Origin of the sequence: Pseudarthrobacter raffinosi (genome assembly GCF_023913835.1) — a bacterium.
GTDB lineage: Bacteria > Actinomycetota > Actinomycetes > Actinomycetales > Micrococcaceae > Arthrobacter > Arthrobacter raffinosi.
In genome coordinates this window covers 87,727-102,963 of record NZ_JAMXBG010000005.1, presented here as the reverse complement: position 1 = coordinate 102,963, position 15,237 = coordinate 87,727, and the positions used below count along the sequence as shown (strand labels likewise).

General features: G+C 67.9%; 12 protein-coding genes. 8 read left to right on the top strand and 4 right to left on the bottom strand.

Annotated elements, in window-relative coordinates; translation table 11 throughout:
- From NG697_RS06705 to NG697_RS06685, 5 genes are read left to right on the top strand one after another with little or no spacing between them, the layout of a single operon-like run.
- Positions 1–1,281, top strand: coding sequence for a PstA family ABC transporter permease (locus NG697_RS06705; protein WP_252613849.1), 1,281 nt, complete (start codon positions 1–3; stop codon positions 1,279–1,281).
- Positions 1,278–2,966 carry a substrate-binding domain-containing protein gene (locus tag NG697_RS06700; RefSeq protein WP_252613848.1) on the top strand — a complete coding sequence of 563 codons (1,689 nt, stop codon included), beginning with the start codon at positions 1,278–1,280 and terminating at the stop codon, positions 2,964–2,966. Before NG697_RS06705 ends, NG697_RS06700 begins: the two co-directional genes overlap by 4 nt.
- The gene (locus NG697_RS06695) at positions 2,963–3,931 is read left to right on the top strand and encodes a sortase (protein ID WP_252613847.1); all 969 of its coding nucleotides are present in this window, start codon (positions 2,963–2,965) and stop codon (positions 3,929–3,931) included. The genes NG697_RS06700 and NG697_RS06695 overlap by 4 nt, the downstream gene beginning before the upstream one ends.
- A 26-nt stretch (positions 3,932–3,957) precedes the next feature.
- Positions 3,958–4,821, top strand: coding sequence for a phosphate ABC transporter ATP-binding protein (locus NG697_RS06690; RefSeq protein WP_083510445.1), 864 nt, complete (start codon positions 3,958–3,960; stop codon positions 4,819–4,821).
- Entirely contained in the window at positions 4,822–5,556 is a 735-nt protein-coding gene (locus NG697_RS06685) for a class F sortase (protein WP_252613846.1), read from the top strand.
- A 35-nt stretch (positions 5,557–5,591) separates the two neighbouring features.
- Here NG697_RS06685 and NG697_RS06680 read toward each other — a convergent pair whose 3' ends face one another.
- On the bottom strand, positions 5,592–6,590 hold the full coding sequence (locus NG697_RS06680; RefSeq protein ID WP_252613845.1) for a DNA topoisomerase IB: 999 nt from the start codon (positions 6,588–6,590) through the stop codon (positions 5,592–5,594).
- A 135-nt stretch (positions 6,591–6,725) separates the two neighbouring features.
- On the opposite strand from NG697_RS06680, the gene rarD reads away from it, so the two are divergent.
- A complete protein-coding gene (gene rarD, locus NG697_RS06675) occupies positions 6,726–7,670 on the top strand; it encodes an EamA family transporter RarD (protein ID WP_252598513.1) in 945 nt (314 codons plus the stop codon).
- 105 nt (positions 7,671–7,775) lie between these two features.
- On the opposite strand, the gene gabT is transcribed toward rarD, so the two are convergent.
- Both gabT and NG697_RS06665 read right to left on the bottom strand, forming a co-directional pair.
- On the bottom strand, positions 7,776–9,146 hold the full coding sequence (gene gabT / locus NG697_RS06670; protein WP_252598514.1) for a 4-aminobutyrate--2-oxoglutarate transaminase: 1,371 nt from the start codon (positions 9,144–9,146) through the stop codon (positions 7,776–7,778).
- A gap of 59 nt (positions 9,147–9,205) precedes the next feature.
- Positions 9,206–10,636: a gamma-aminobutyraldehyde dehydrogenase gene (locus tag NG697_RS06665; protein WP_252613844.1), complete on the bottom strand. Its 1,431-nt coding sequence runs from the start codon at positions 10,634–10,636 to the stop codon at positions 9,206–9,208.
- Positions 10,637–10,792: 156 nt separating this feature from the next.
- On the opposite strand from NG697_RS06665, the gene NG697_RS06660 reads away from it, so the two are divergent.
- The gene (locus NG697_RS06660; protein ID WP_252613843.1) at positions 10,793–12,229 is read left to right on the top strand and encodes a PucR family transcriptional regulator; all 1,437 of its coding nucleotides are present in this window, start codon (positions 10,793–10,795) and stop codon (positions 12,227–12,229) included.
- Between the two features lie 10 nt (positions 12,230–12,239).
- Here NG697_RS06660 and NG697_RS06655 read toward each other — a convergent pair whose 3' ends face one another.
- Positions 12,240–13,850, bottom strand: a complete 1,611-nt coding sequence (locus tag NG697_RS06655; protein ID WP_252613842.1) for a CYTH and CHAD domain-containing protein — start codon at positions 13,848–13,850, stop codon at positions 12,240–12,242.
- 166 nt (positions 13,851–14,016) lie between these two features.
- Between NG697_RS06655 and NG697_RS06650 the strand changes: the two genes are divergently transcribed.
- Complete coding sequence (locus NG697_RS06650) at positions 14,017–15,237, top strand: MFS transporter (RefSeq protein WP_252613841.1); 1,221 nt, start codon at positions 14,017–14,019, stop codon at positions 15,235–15,237.

The following is a 15,237-nucleotide window of genomic DNA, read 5'->3' as shown; positions in this document are numbered from 1 at the left end:
ATGACTACCACTGACGACGGACCCACCACTTTCGAGGTGACCGACCTGCCTACCGATCCCGGGCCACGCCGCCCGGCCACTGAACTTCCGCAACTGTCCAACACTCCAGGTGCCCCGGACGAAGTCCGGGTACGGCTTGGCGTTGGCCGTAACCACATCCTGTCGCTGGCCGGGGCGGCCGCCGGCGGGTTGGCCATGGGCCTCCTGCTGACCGTGGCCCTCGGGCTGATCCCCCTGGGATGGCTGTTCATCGTTTCCTACCTTTGGTTCCTGCTGCTGTACACCGCACTGATACACCTGCGGCAGCCGGCTCCGGCAGTCCGCAACGGACTGCTGACGGTCCTGCTCAGCTCGGCGGGCGCCGCCGTCGCCGGCACCCTTGGCCTGGTGGTCATGTTCACGTTCGCCCGCGGCCAGGAAGCGCTGTTCCACCTCAACTTCTTCACCACAGACATGACCGGCGCCGGGCCCCTGTCCGGCCTGGACCAGGGCGGCGTGCTGCATGCCCTGGTGGGAACGCTGGAACAGATCGGCATCGCACTGGCCATCACCATTCCGCTGGGAATGACGACGGCGGTATTCCTCAACGAGGTGGGCGGGCGCCTGGCCCGCATCGTGCGCACAGTCGTGGAAGCAATGACGGCGTTGCCGTCCGTTGTGGCGGGCCTGTTCATCTATGCGGCCGTAGTTATGGCGATCACGCATCAGACCAATGGTTTTGCCGCTTCGCTGGCCATCACCGTCCTGATGCTGCCGATCATGATCCGCTCGGCCGACGTCGTCCTCCGGCTGGTGCCCGGGAACCTGCGCGAGGCAGGCCTGGCCCTGGGCGCGGGCCAATGGCGGGTGGTGTGGCACATTGTGCTGCCCACAGTCCGCTCCGGCCTGACCACCGGCGTCATCCTGGCCACCGCCCACGGCATCGGAGAAACCGCCCCTGTCCTGCTGACTTCCGGGTTTACCGGCGTGATGAATGCCAATCCGTTCTCCGGCCCACAGACACCACTTCCCCTGGCTGCCCTGGATTACGTCCGCTCCCCGGTGCCGGAGATGGTGGCGCGCGGCTTCGCCACCGCGGCCTTCCTGCTGTTCGTGGTCCTGGTGTTGTTCATCATCGCCCGCATCATCGGCGGCCAGGACGCCGGCAAGCAGACACAGGGCCAGGCACGGCGCGCGGCCGCCAAGTCCCGGCGCGACCTGCCCCGCATTGAACGCAACCACGCCCAACTGCTGGCGAGCCTGGGCGCAGCACCTTCCGACAACATGCAGGAGAAACCATGATCCGCCCCCTTTCCAAGCGACGGACCGTTCCGGCGGTCCTGGGAATCCTGCTGTCACTCGGTATGGTGCTGGCCGGCCTGGCGCCGGCCCAGGCGGCCAACTACCTGCGCATCGGCGGCTCCGGATCCTCTTGGGCGGGCAACGCGCTGCAGGACTGGATCGCACGGGTCGGCGCCCAGGGCGTGACCGTGGACTACGAGAACAAGGGGTCCTCCACGGGGCGCAAGGAATTCGCCGACCAGATGAAGCAGTTCGCCGTCTCGGAAATCCCCTACACCGGGGACACCGCCGACCCGCGCGACAACAGCATGCCCGGCTTCGCCTACGGCATGCTGCCCGTCGTGGCTGGCGGTACCGCCTTTATGTACAACCTCAAAGCCGGCAGCTCACGGATGACCAGCCTCAAACTCTCACAACCGGCCATCGCCAAGATCTTCACCGGCCAGGTCACCCGCTGGAACGATCCCATCATCACCGCCGATAACCCCGGCGTTGCCCTGCCGGACGCCACCATCAACGTGGTGGTCCGCTCTGACGGCTCCGGCGCCACCGCCCAGTTCACGCTCTGGCTGCTGCGCCAGTACCCTGCCGACTACGCCAAGCTGTGCGCCGTCACCGGCTGCGACCCGCAGCACGCCACGTCCTTCTACCCCACGCAGGGTCTCAAGAACTTCGTGGCCCAGAACGGCTCGCAGGGTGTCACCACGTACTCGGCGAACAACCAGTTCACCATCAACTACGACGAGTACTCCTACGCCCAGGGCATCGGCTTCCCGGTGGCACAGGTCAAGAACGCGGCCGGCTTCTACACGCTGCCGACGGAGCACGCAGTGGCGGTGGCGCTGACGCAGGCGAGCATCAACCAGGACAAGGGGTCAGCGAACTACCTTTCCCAGGACCTCTCCAAGGTGTACGGCTACAAGGACCCCCGCACGTATCCCATGTCGGCATACTCGTACATGATCGTCCCGACCCAGACCACCAATGCCCTGAACCCGGCGCAGGGAGCCACCCTGGGCTTCTTCGCGAACTACGCCCTGTGCGAGGGCCAGCGCCCCATGGGCCAACTCGGATACTCGCCGCTGCCCATGAACCTGGTCCTGGCCGGGATGGAACAGATCCGCAAGATACCGGGCGTGGACCAGGACACCATCCGCAAGATGGACCAGACCCGCGACAGCGTGTCCGGCGGTTCGGCGCCCGCCTGCAACAACCCCACGTTCAAGCCGGGCGACTCACCTTCGGCCAACCAACTCGTGCGGAGTGCACCGTTCGACAAGGCCTGCGACGCTGCCTGCCAGGTACCCTGGCGCGGTGCCGACGCAGCCGTCAACCAGGGCCCGGCAGGGGCCCCGGCGGCAGCGGGAGCCGAAGTTCCGGCCGGCGCCGCCGACGTTACAGACCTGGCCGACGCCGGAGCGGCCGCCGTCGATCCGGCCAGCGAAGCGGCGGCCTGTGACCCCGACAGCGGCACGTGTACAGCCGTTGCCGCCGGGGCCGCCAGCGGCGTCGCCGGGCAACTAACGCCTGTCACCACCACGCTGGCCTCTAGCCGCGGCTGGGGACAACCGCAGAACCTCCTGCTGATCATCGGCGGCCTCGTGGGCCTGCTGGTACTCGTCCCGCCACTGACCGCCGGCGCCCTGGCCAGGCGTGCGGGGAGTAAGCGCGGCACCAAAGCATGACCGCCACACTCACCGGCCGGCGCCAGACCGGCCCCCGGTTCCTGCACCGCGGCATGCTCGCGTGGCTCCGCCGTACGGCACGGAACAGGCGCCGGGCCACCCCCGTCAGGCTCCCGCCGTCGCACACGAACAAGGCGATTTCGCTGGGTCTGGCGATGGTCTCGGTGATCCTCTTCGGCCAGATCATCAACATTGTGATCATCTCGCAGGTGCAGCACGCCACCACGCAGACCCGGCTGTTTGAAGAGCTCCGGACGGGCCTGGCGGAAGGCTCCGCACCGCTCGGCCAGACAGACCACACGGGCGCATTGGTGGCCCCGGGGACACCGCTGGCCCTGCTTTCGATTCCCGCCCTGGACATCCAGGAAACGGTGGTGGAGGGAACCACGTCCCGGGAGCTGATGGACGGCGTCGGCCACCGGCGGGACACTCCCCTGCCGGGGCAAAGCGGCACCAGCGTCCTGATGGGCAGGGCCGCCGCCTACGGTGGCGCATTTGGCCAGCTGACCCGCCTCGCACCCGGCGAGCGGTTCACCGTGACCACCGGGCTGGGCGTGGCCGAGTTCGAGGTGACCGGCCATCGCCGCGCCGGCGACCCCGGCCCGTCTATACCCACCGGTGACGAAGGGCGCCTGACCCTGACCACCGCAGCCGGCGCCGCCTTCCGTCCCGACGGGGTCCTGCGGGTCGACGCCAAGCTGCTGTCCAAGGCTTTCCCGAAGTCCGCACCCGTCCTCTATCCCGCATCACTGGAAGCCGCCGAACGGCCCCTGGGATCTGACACCTCGGACCTGGTGGGACTCCTGGTGTGCCTGGAACTCCTGATCCTGGCCGCCATGGCCGCCGTCTGGTCGTGGTACCGCTGGGGTCAACGGGAGACCTGGCTGGTCTTCCTGCCGATGCTCGGCGCGCTGTCAGTCCTGACCGGTACGCAGGTCAGCCTCCTGCTGCCCAACCTGCTTTAGTGAAAATCTCCACAGAAGGAACCCTGATGACCACGCAATCATCCTCCGGCCACGCACTGGCCGTGTTCGATCCGCCCGAGGGCGAGGGCTTCCCGGATCCGTTCGCCGGGAGCGAGGCGGCCGAGCTCGACGCCAAGGCGGTCAGTGCCTGGTTCGGCGAGCGCAAAGTCCTGGACCGCGTCTCGCTGACCATGGAAGCGGGACAGGTCACGGCACTGATTGGCCCTTCGGGCTGCGGCAAGTCCACGTTTCTGCGGATCCTCAACCGGATGCACGAAATGGTGCCAACCGCGTCGCTGGCGGGGCAGGTCCTGCTTGACGGGGCCGACATCTACGATCCGGGCCGACGGGTGACCCTGGCGCGCCGCAACATCGGCATGGTCTTCCAGAAAGCCAACCCCTTCCCCGCCATGTCCATCTACGAAAATACCGTCGCCGGCCTGAAGCTCGCGGGCATCAAGGCCAGCCGGCTGGAGAAGGACTTCCTGGTGGAGGATTCACTCCGCAAGGCATCCCTGTGGGACGAGGTCAAGGACCGGCTGCACCAGCCCGGCGGCGGACTGTCAGGCGGCCAGCAGCAGCGGCTGTGCATCGCCCGTTCCCTGGCGGTTTCCCCGCGGGTGCTGCTGATGGACGAGCCATGCTCTGCGCTGGACCCCACGTCCACCCGCCGCGTCGAGGAGACCATCGCGTCGCTGCGCGGACTTGTCACGATTGTCATCGTCACCCACAACATGCAGCAGGCCGCGCGTATCTCGGACACGTGTGCCTTCTTCCTGGCGGCACACAACGCGCCCGGGGCGATCGTTGAGCACGGCCCTACTGACGCCATGTTCCAGTACCCGCAGGACCAGCGCACCAGCGATTACGTCAACGGACGCTTCGGGTAAATGCGACGGGCCCCCACATCCGCGGCCCGCAGGCGCCGCCGCTTCCGTAACCTTGCCGCCGTCGGCCTGACCGGGCTGGGCCTTTCCGTGGTGCTGGTGTACGGAATCCCGCTCCTGACGGGGGCCCAGCCGCTGCTGGCAGTCCCCGGGCAGGCCACGGAATCTGCGCCGCAGCTGCCCGACTCCGCCGCTGCGGCAGGCGGCGTCGCCCCACTGGTGGTGGAGACGCCGGCAGAGGCTGAGGCGGTGGCCGGCCGGGAACTGGCCCGGACTCCCGCGGGGCCGGGCCAGCCAGTGCGGGTGCAAGTGCCGCGGCTCGGCATGGACATTCCCGTGTTGCCGATGGCCCTCCCGGCCGACCGCCGGGTCAACCCGCCCTCCAATGGATTCGCGTACTGGATCAGCGACTACGGACCGGCCGGCGCCGGGGCCACCAACACCACTTACCTGGCCGCCCACTCCTGGAACCTCGGCTACTCGGCATTCAACGGTCTGATGGACATCCAGGCCGGCACGGGCCGGGCACAGCCGGGCGACGCGGTGCTGGTCACCACGCCGGAGGGCGTCACGAGATACACGGTCACGGGGGCGGCCGGCTATGCAAAGACCAGTCTCGGGCAGCGGGACGACCTCTGGGCTGCCGTGCCCGGGCGGCTGGTGCTGGTGACGTGCTTCCAGCTGAACGACACCGGCGCCACCGAGAACTACGTTGTGTATGCCGAGCAAACGGGCTGAGCAGCGGCCACAACAACCGGCAGCAACGACGGGCCTCAGCCGCCCTGGCGCAGCGGCACCACGTCGCCTTCCCGGTACAGCAGCGCCCGCAGCTCGGCTTCGGCGGAGTCCAGGCGTTTGGGGTCGCTGGTCTCCCCCGCGGCAAAGTGGTCCAGCAGCCGGGGATCAACATAGCTTTTCCGGGCGATCGACGGCGTGTTCCCCAGCACCGCGGCAGCCTCCAGCATGGCCACGCTGATGGCGCCCTTCCGCGCCGTAACGGTCGGTTGCGGGCCGCTGCGTGCCAGGCTGACGGCGGCGGCCACCGTCCCGCGCAGGGTCCGGAAGTCCTTGGCGGTGAAGTCCAGGCCCGTCCGCTCCTTGACGTAGGCATTGATGTCCGCGCTGGTGACCGGCCGCCAGGTCCGGCCCTCCTTGAACGCCAGCAGCCTGGCATTTCCACCGCGGCGCTTGAGCGTCCGCACCAGGGCGGCCAGGTCGGCGTCGTGGATTTCCGACTCCCAGTCCTTCCCGCTCTTGGCCGGGAACTTCAGCTCCAGGCACTCCTTGCGGACGTGGACGTGACCACATAGGAGCGTGGCCAGGCCGCGGCTGCCGTTTTCGTTGGTGTAGCGCTCCGACCCCACCCGCAGGGACCCGCTGTCCAGCATCCGGAAGGCCGCCGCCAGGACGCGTTCGCGGCTGGGGCCGTCGCGGCGCAGGTCCAGGGTGACCAGCCGGCGGGCAGTGGGCAGTGACTCGGCCAGTTGCAGGGCGCGGTCGAACTTCACGCGGTCTTTTCGCTCCCGCCAGGCGGGGTGGTAGATGTACTGCCGCCGGCCCACCGCATCGAGGCCTGTCGCCTGGATGTGCCCGTTGTCGAACGGCGCAATCCACACGTCCGTCCAGGCCGGCGGGATGCCGATGCCCTCCAGCCTGTCCCGGACCGGCCCCGGCGGCAGCGTCGAGCCGTCCAGGTCCCGGTAGCTGAACCGCGTCCCGGCGGGCACGCGACGGTAGCCGCGGCCGTTGGCGTTGCTGCGGCGGAGCCTCACAGGACGGCAACCAGCGGGGTCATCGATTCCATGAAGGAAAGCGTACTGACTTTTGACTGGAATACGCGTCCATCAACTGGTGTTATTGGTTAGGTGCCTACTCCCCCTGAAACCACCTCTTTACCCAAAACCGCTGTGACCGCGCCGGCTGGTCCCAAGGCTGTAGACAAGGAGACGACGGCGGGAGTCCTGTTCGGCTTCGGCGCGTACGGGTTGTGGGGGCTGCTCCCCCTGTACTTTTTCGCGCTGATGCCCGCCGGTGCGGTGGAGATCGTGGCCAACCGCGTGGTGTGGTCGCTGCTCTTCTGCATCCTCCTGATCACGGTCACCCGGTCCTGGCGTGCGCTGTCAGCAGCCTTCCGCGACCGTTCCGTGTTCGGCACCCTCGCCATCGCGGCCGCACTCATTGCCGTGAACTGGCTGACCTATACCTACGGCGTGACCACCGGCCAGGCCGTCGAAGCCGCCCTGGGCTACTTCATCAATCCCCTGGTCTCGGTCCTCCTGGGTGTGTTCGTCCTGAAGGAGAAGCTGCGCCCCCTCCAGTGGGCCGCCGTCGGAATCGGTTTTGTAGCGGTGGGCGTGCTCACGGTGAGCTACGGCAAACTGCCCTGGATCGCCCTGACGCTGGCCGTCAGCTTTGGCCTGTACGGGTTTGTGAAGAAGCGCGTTGGCCCGAAGGTGGACGCGGTGACCAGCCTCAGCGTGGAAACCATTGTGCTGGCCCCGATCGCCGCGGCCACCATGGTGTTCCTCGGCGTCAGCGGCTCGGCCACCTTGGCCAGCCAGGGCCCCGGGCACTTCTGGCTCCTGGTGGCCTCCGGCGTGATCACCGCGGTGCCGCTGCTGTTCTTCGGCGCATCGGCCCGTCGGCTGCCCATGACCACCATCGGGCTGCTGCAGTACGTTGCCCCGCTCCTGCAGTTCATCGTGGCGCTGGTGGTGTTCCAGGAGGCCATGACGGCCAGCCGCTGGATCGGCTTCGGTGTTGTGTGGCTGGCCCTGCTGGTGCTGACCGTCGATATGCTCCGGATGGCAGGCAAGAACTCAAGGGCAAGGAAGCGGGCCCGCGCCTCATAGTACGAGCGCGAACGAACACTTGAGGCCCTGGAAACGTGAGTTTCCAGGGCCTCAAGTGTTCGTTCGCGCCGTTGCGAGGGGGCGCTAACTCTGTGGGGCGGGGTCCTAGGCGTTGGCCTTGATGGCCGCTGCCAGGACGTCCAGGCCGTCGTTCAGCAGGTCGTCGGTGATGACCAGCGGGGGCAGCAGGCGGATGACGTTGCCGTAGGTGCCGCAGGTGAGGATGATGACACCCTCCTTGAGGCAGGCAGCGGCCACGGCCTTGGTCAGCTCGGGGTTGGGTTCCTTGGAGCCGGCCTGGACCAGTTCGACGGCCAGCATCGCGCCGCGGCCGCGGATGTCGCCGATCACGGACTTCCCGGCGCCTGCCAGTTCGGCCTGCAGTTCCTGCAGGCGTTCCGTGGCGAGCTGCTCGATGTGACGCGCACGTCCGGCGAGGTTGTATTCCTCCATGGACCCGATCGCGGCCAGCGCGGCGGCGCACGCAACAGGGTTGCCGCCGTAGGTGCCGCCCAGGCCGCCCGGGTGGACGGCATCGAGCAGGTCCGCGCGGCCGGTGATCGCGGACAGCGGCATGCCGCCCGCGATGCCCTTGGCCATGGTGATGATGTCCGGGACAACGCCCTCGTGGTCCACCGCGAACCACTCGCCGGTGCGGCAGAAACCGGACTGGACCTCGTCGGCGATGAACACCACGCCGTTGGCCTTGGCCCACGCGGCCAGTGCCGGCAGGAAGCCTTCGGCCGGGACAATGAAGCCGCCCTCGCCCTGGATGGGTTCGATGATGATCGCGGCCACCTGGTCGCCGCCGATCTGCTTCTCGATCATGGTGATGGCGCGCTTGGCGGCCTCGGCACCGGTGATCGAGGGGTTCTCCTCGCGGTACGGGTAGCTCATGGGCATGCGGTAGACCTCGGGCGCGAACGGGCCGAAGTTGGTCTTGTACGGCATGGCCTTCGCGGTCAGCGCCATGGTCAGGTTGGTGCGGCCGTGGTAGGCGTGGTCAAAGGCGACGACGGCGTCACGCCCGGTGGCGAGGCGGGCCACCTTGACGGCGTTTTCCACTGCCTCGGCGCCGGAGTTGAACAGCACGGTCCGCTTCTCGTGGTCGCCCGGGGTCAGGCGGTTGAGCTGTTCCGCGAGTGCCACGTAGCTTTCGTACGGGGTGACCATAAAGCAGGTGTGCGTGAAGTGCTCCACGGCTTCCTTCACGGCCCCGACGACGGCGGGATCGGACGCGCCGACGCTGGTCACCGCGATGCCCGAGCCGAGGTCGATGAAGGAGTTGCCGTCGACGTCGTGGATGATGCCGCCGTCGGCGTCTGCCACGTAAACGGGAACGGCGGACGCGACGCCCGCGGCGACCACTGCCTTGCGGCGCTCGGTCAGGGCGATGGACTTGGGGCCCGGGAAGTCGGCCTGGACACGGCGCTTCTGCTCCAGGCGGAAGGTGATTTCACTTGCTGTGGTGCTCATGGGGGTCTTCTTCTTTCTGCGGGGCGGGGTCTCGGCAAGCTCGACCACCGGGAGAGTTGCTAGGCGTCGAGTGCGCTCATGACGTGCTTGATGCGCGTGTAGTCCTCCACGCCGTACATGGAGAGGTCCTTGCCGTAACCGGACTGCTTGAAGCCGCCGTGCGGCATTTCGGCCGTCAGGAGGATGTGCGTGTTGATCCAGACCGCGCCGAAGTCCAGGTCGCGGCTCATCCGCATCGCCGTGCCGTGGTCGGATGTCCAGACGCTGGACGCGAGGGCGTATTCGACGTCGTTCGCCAGCTCGAGTGCCTCCGCCTCGGAGGAGAACTTCTGCACCGTGATGACCGGGCCGAAGGTTTCCTGCTGGACGATGTCGTCCGTCTGCTTGGCGCCGGTGACGATGGTGGGTTCGAAGAAGAAGCCCTTATCCCCGGCGCGGTGCCCGCCCGTGACAACCTTGCAGTTTTCCGGGAGGTGCTCCACCACGGAGGTGACGGCGTTGAAGTGGTTCACGTTGTTCAGCGGGCCGAAGTAGTTCTCTTCGTCGTTCTGCGAGCCGGTGTGCAGGGTCTTGGTGTACTCCACCATGGCCGCCACTACGTCGTCGTGGACCGAATCCTCCACCAGCACGCGGGTGATGGCGGTGCAGTCCTGGCCGGCGTTGAAGAACGCGAACTCGGCGATGGCCGCGGCGCTCTTCTTGATGTCGGCGTCCTTGAACACGATGGCCGGGGCCTTGCCGCCGAGCTCCAGGTGGGCGCGCTTAAGGCCCTTCGCGGCTCCGGAGGCCACGGCGATGCCGGCGCGGACCGAGCCCGTGATGGAGACCAGGCCGGGGACCCGGTGTTCCACCATCATGGCGCCGGTTTCGCCGGTTCCCAGCACCACGTTCAGCACGCCGGCAGGCAGGATGTCGCCGGCCAGGCGGGCCAGCACCAGGGTGGATTCGGGGGTGGTGTCGGAGGGCTTGAGGACTACGGTGTTGCCGGCCGCGAGCGCAGGGCCGATCTTCCAGATGGCCATCAGGAACGGGTAGTTCCACGGCGCAACCTGGGCCACCACACCGATGGGTTCGCGGCGCACGTAGGAGGTGTGGCCTTCGAAGTACTCGCCCGCGGACTTGCCTTCCAGGATGCGCGCGGCACCGGCGAAGAAGCGGAGCTGGTCGGCGCCGGCTGCAATTTCCTCGGAGGCAATCAGGGAGCGGACCTGCCCGGTGTTGCGGTGCTGGGCCTCGACAAGTTCGTCGCTGTTGGCTTCAACGGCGTCGGCGAGTTTGAGCAGCATAAGCTGGCGCTGTCCGGGGGTGACGTGCTTCCAGGACTTGAAGGCGTCCTTGGCCGCGGTCATGGCGGCATCGACGTCAGCCTGGATGGACACGGGCGACTGCGCCACTACCTCGCCGTTGGTGGGATTGACGATGTCCAGCAGGTCAGTGCCCGCGGGCGTGACGAACTCACCGTTGATGAAGTTCTGCAAGGTTTGAACCACGGTGTACAACCTCTTTCATAGGGAACATCAGCTGCGAAGCGGATGGTTGCGACTGCCTTGAGCCTATGCCAGCACCTTCCCCCGGGGAATAGCCACCTGCACACCCTTGGCCGCAATGTTTAGTGCGGTTGACCAGCGTCCGTCTATCCTTGAGCCATGGCCATTTCCCTCGCCACCCTGCTCGGCGTGCACTCCCTCCACCTGTCCAATGCAGGCCTTGCCGAGACCACCTGGCACGAGGACATCAACTGGGTTGCCGTCACGGAGCTGGAGGACCCGCAGCGTTTCCTCAGCGGCGGCGAACTGGTGCTCACCACCGGCATGCGCCTGCGGTCCGCGCCCGAGCAGCGGCGCTTCGTCCGGCAGGTCCAGCGCGCCGGAGCCGTGGGCATCGGGTTCGGGACAGGGCTGACGCACGACGCCGTCCCGCCGGCCCTGATTGCCGAGGCCAACCGCTGGGGGCTGCCGATCGTCCAGGTGCCTTACGAGACTCCGTTCATTGCCATCGGCAAGCTGGTGGCGGAAGCGCAGGCCGCTGATCATGTCGCCAAGCTGGAGCGCCTGATCGCGGGCCACCAGATCCTGGCACGCGCCCTCCTCACCGGCGGCGGCCTCACCCAGCTCCTCAAGCACCTGGGCGGCATGCTGAGGACAGAGATTGCCCTCACCCAGTTCACCGCCCACCTATACAACAGCAGCACCGAGCTCCCCTTCGCTGACACGTGGGCCTCCTACCCCATCCCCACCGGCCGCCGCGATGCCTGCACGCTGTGGGTTCGCCAGCCGTTCGAGGATTCCGGCATTATCGGCTACGCCCAGAACCTGATCAGCGTGGAGCTGAACAACATGGTCAAGCAGCGCCAGGCCCAGCGCGCACTGTGTGGCCAGGTGCTGGAGGACGTCATCCACGGCTCCCTGGAGACCAGCGAGGCCCAGCGGCGCCTGGCCGGTGTGGGCCTGAACAGCACGCGCAAGAACGTGGTGCTGCTGGCGGTGTCCGCCGCCCATCACAAGGCACTGGTGAGCACCTCCGTACCGCAGCCGCTGGAGAACGCGGTGGCCGCCGTCGTCGGGAAGGATCTGGTGGTGGTGATCAACGACGACGGCGGCGCGGCACCTGCGCTGGCCCGGAGACTCAGCGACCACCTGGCTGAGGCAGGGATCCACGCGACGATCGGCATCGGCGGCGCGTACACCAAGCCGAACGGCCTGCGCTGGAGCTACTTCGAGGCCCGCGACGCGGCCAGCCACGGCCTGCCGGTGAACGAGCCGGAACGGCTGAGCCTGACCTCCCTGCTGCTGGCCAGCGAAGACGTTCCCCTGGCCGACATGGCCCACGAGTCACTGAACCCGCTGCGAGCCTTCGACGCCGCCCACGGCGCGGAACTCGTGACCACCCTGGAAAGTTACCTGAGCAAGAACGGTTCCGTGGCCGCCGTCGCCGAAGCCCTGACCCTGCACCGGAACACCGTACGGTACCGGCTGGCGCAGATCACCGAGCTGACCGGCTACGATCCTTCGGTCACGGCGGACCGTGTGCAGCTGTGGTTGGCGCTCGCCGTGTCGCGGCTCGGAGCGCGGCAGGCCAGGTAGGCCAGCTGCCCTAAATGACCGTCCCCCGGAGGAACTTCCGGGACTTCTTTTGTTCCTTCCGGTACTCAGCTTCGGCCTCGGCCGCGAGCTGCACCTGCCGGGTATGGAGCGTGACGTAGGCTGACGCGACGGCCTCGGGCAGGTCCGGCGCCGCCGCCAGCTTGGCCAGCAGGTCCCGGGCCACCACGCTGTCGTGGAAATCGCCGAGGATCTGCTGCTGGCGGCGCGCGGCCTTGGCGATTTTCGTGGCGTGCTTGCCGTGGACCGGCTCCACGGATTCCGCCACGTGCCGCAGCCGCTTGGCGTCCTTGCGCACCTGGTGCAGCGCCGTCTCGTGCTCGGCTCCCCTGTGTGTTCGCCTGGCTGTCCTGGCTGCGCGCTCCAGCCTTTTGGCTGCCTTGGCCACCAGCTTGACCGCCGCCTTGCGGGCCGGGGCTGCGGCGCCCGGGCGGACCGGCGGGTTGTCAAGGAAGGCCTCGAGGCCGTCCAGCAGTTGGAAATAGCGCGCGGAAACCATCGCCATCTGGAGTTTCCGGTGGGCTGCGTCCCGGCTCGCTCCGAGGTCATCCTCCAGCCGGTCCTTCACCGCCGAGGCCAGTACCGGGGGCAGCTCCGCCGTATGCGCGCGCAGGCGGTCCAGCATGACTTCAGCGTCCCGCGGCACGCCCAGCACGCGGCCAAGCCATTTGAGCTCGGCACCGAGGTGCCGCACAGCCAGGGCATTGTAGAACCGCCGGTAGGCTTGCAGCGCCGAACGGGCCCGGCGGGTGGCCGACCGAAGGTCGTGCACAGCCTCGGGTTCCTCCAGGCGGATGCCGGGATCGTGCGCCAGGATCTCGCTGATCTGCTCAGCCAGGTAGGCGGTCAGGAGGTCCGACACGGGCCCCTTTATACCAGGACTTTTTGGGCCGGCAGCGGCACCGGACTCCCTGGCAGGCAGTGCCAGGACTTTTGCCAGCTTGGAGCCGTGCTTGGCCGGGAGCGCCCCGGCGGCCGCCAGGATTTCCTCAGCGGCCGGGAACAGTTCCGGACTCCCGTGCACCAGCTCGAGCTCCCATTCACGCCACTGCCGCGTCCGGGCCTCCCCCTCGGGCGCTGCCGCGTCCCCAACCGCGGCGCCCGCGCCGCCCGCAGCGCCGAGCAGCTCTGCGCTCACGCGGTCATCCGCCAGGTCCGCCAGGTGGACACCGTCCGCGCCATATAACGCATAGGTGGTCCGCTGGGTTTTCAGCCGGACCACCGGGGCGGCGTCCTCGCCGCGGAGGTAGGCCAGCACGTGCGCCAAAAGGCTGTCAGGAACGACGCCGGGCTGGCCCAGCGGGGCGTGCAGCTCGCGGCGCCGCTGGGGTTCCGAGCCGGAGCCGCCGGACCCGTCACCGGACCGGGGGCCCTCCACGGTCAGCTTCAGGTGCCAGCCGGCGTCGACTCCTCCCGTGCGGCGGCGAAGGGTGATATCGCGGGAGGCGAGCGTGTGACTTGCTGTGTCGAAGTACACCGCTTCCAAGGTGTCCACGTGAGGCTCCCCCACCCTGACTACCCCGGGGATCTCCGCGAGCGAAGGCACCTCAGCGTCATGACCGACGTCGTACTTCTTTTCGACCTCAACTGCCTGCAAAGCCATGCCCGGCCGTCCTTCCACGTTGATGGGCGCCAGATCCAGCTGGACGAGTTCTTACGAGCCCGGGACTGAACTCTCGTGGCCCGAGTCTATTGCCCCAACGTTAACGACGGGGAGAGGTTCACCACAGAATTCTAGACATCAAACGTCTAACGTCTAACGTTAAGACATGACTGTTGCCCCCTCCGATGCCCCGACGCTGTCCGAAGCGCCGCCCAAGCCGCGCTCCGCCGTCGTCTTCGGAGTCATCGCGCTGGTGCTGATTGGGCTGAACCTGCGGGCGGGGATCGCGGGTGCTTCTGCCCTCCTCCATGATTTTCAGCAGGTCCTGGGCTACGGGCCGCTGGTGGCGGCGATCATCCCGTCCATCCCCACGCTCTGTTTTGCGGTGGCCGGGGCGGCGACGTCATGGCTGACCGGACGGCTCGGCGTCGAGAAGGCAATCCTGCTGGCGCTTGGTTTCCTGGCCGGCGGGCTGCTGCTCCGCGGGATCCCGGCAACGGGCATGCTGGTGGCGGGCACCGTGGTGGGGATGTCCGGCCTGGCGGTGTGCAATGTGGCCATGCCGTCGTTCATTCGCGAGCATTTTGCCCACCGGACCTCGGCGATGACCGCGCTGTACACCGTCACTATGACCACCGGCGCCACTGTCACCGCGGTCGCCGTGGTCCCGCTGGCCCTGGCGCTCGGCTCGCCGTCCGCCGCGGTGGGCGTAATCGGGTTCCTGGCGGTGGCTGCCTTCCTGGGCTTCCTGCCCGTCGTTCTGCATGCGCACCGCAACAGCGTCCGGAGCACGGCTGTCCGCATCTCCCCGTGGCCACTGCTCCGCACCCCGAAGGGCCAGCTGCTCACGGCCATCTTCGCTCTCCAGTCGCTGCTCGCGTACGCGCTCATCAGCTGGTTCCCTTCCATCCTGATCAGCATGGGGCTCAACGCGGCGGACAGCGGCCTGATGTACGGGCTCATGCAGCTGGTCTCTGTGCCGGCCGGCATGTTGATGATCGCCATCGGCTCCCGGCCCCGGATGCTCCGCCCCGCGCTGTATCTGGTCAGCCTCATGATGGTGGCCGGCATGGCCTCGCTGCTGTTCCTGCCGGTGGGCCTGGCCGTCATTCCCGCGGTCCTGCTGGGCTTCGGCCTGGGAATTTTCCCCCTGGTGATGGTGATGATCAGCCGGAGCGGGACAAGCACTGCCGAGACCACGGCCTTGTCCACGCTGGCGCAGTCCACCGGCTACTTGCTGGCGACTGCCGGCCCCTTCGGTGCGGGTCTGCTGTTCAGCGCTACCGGAGGCTGGACCCTGCCACTGGCACTGCTGCTGGGCCTCGCCGTGGTCCAAGTGGTGGTGGCCCACCTGATCTCGCGTGCCCCCTTGTCCGGCCTGAAGTAG

Excerpts from the sequence above, each read along its gene's own strand:
- NG697_RS06695 (WP_252613847.1), top strand. The coding sequence starts at position 2,963 with ATGACCGCCACACTCACCGGCCGGCGCCAGACCGGCCCCCGGTTCCTG.
- NG697_RS06700 (WP_252613848.1), top strand. The coding sequence starts at position 1,278 with ATGATCCGCCCCCTTTCCAAGCGACGGACCGTTCCGGCGGTCCTGGGA.
- NG697_RS06660 (WP_252613843.1), top strand. The coding sequence starts at position 10,793 with ATGGCCATTTCCCTCGCCACCCTGCTCGGCGTGCACTCCCTCCACCTG.
- gabT (WP_252598514.1), bottom strand. The coding sequence starts at position 9,146 with ATGAGCACCACAGCAAGTGAAATCACCTTCCGCCTGGAGCAGAAGCGC.
- NG697_RS06655 (WP_252613842.1), bottom strand. The coding sequence starts at position 13,850 with ATGGCTTTGCAGGCAGTTGAGGTCGAAAAGAAGTACGACGTCGGTCAT.
- NG697_RS06705 (WP_252613849.1), top strand. The coding sequence starts at position 1 with ATGACTACCACTGACGACGGACCCACCACTTTCGAGGTGACCGACCTG.
- NG697_RS06685 (WP_252613846.1), top strand. The coding sequence starts at position 4,822 with ATGCGACGGGCCCCCACATCCGCGGCCCGCAGGCGCCGCCGCTTCCGT.
- NG697_RS06650 (WP_252613841.1), top strand. The coding sequence starts at position 14,017 with ATGACTGTTGCCCCCTCCGATGCCCCGACGCTGTCCGAAGCGCCGCCC.
- NG697_RS06690 (WP_083510445.1), top strand. The coding sequence starts at position 3,958 with ATGACCACGCAATCATCCTCCGGCCACGCACTGGCCGTGTTCGATCCG.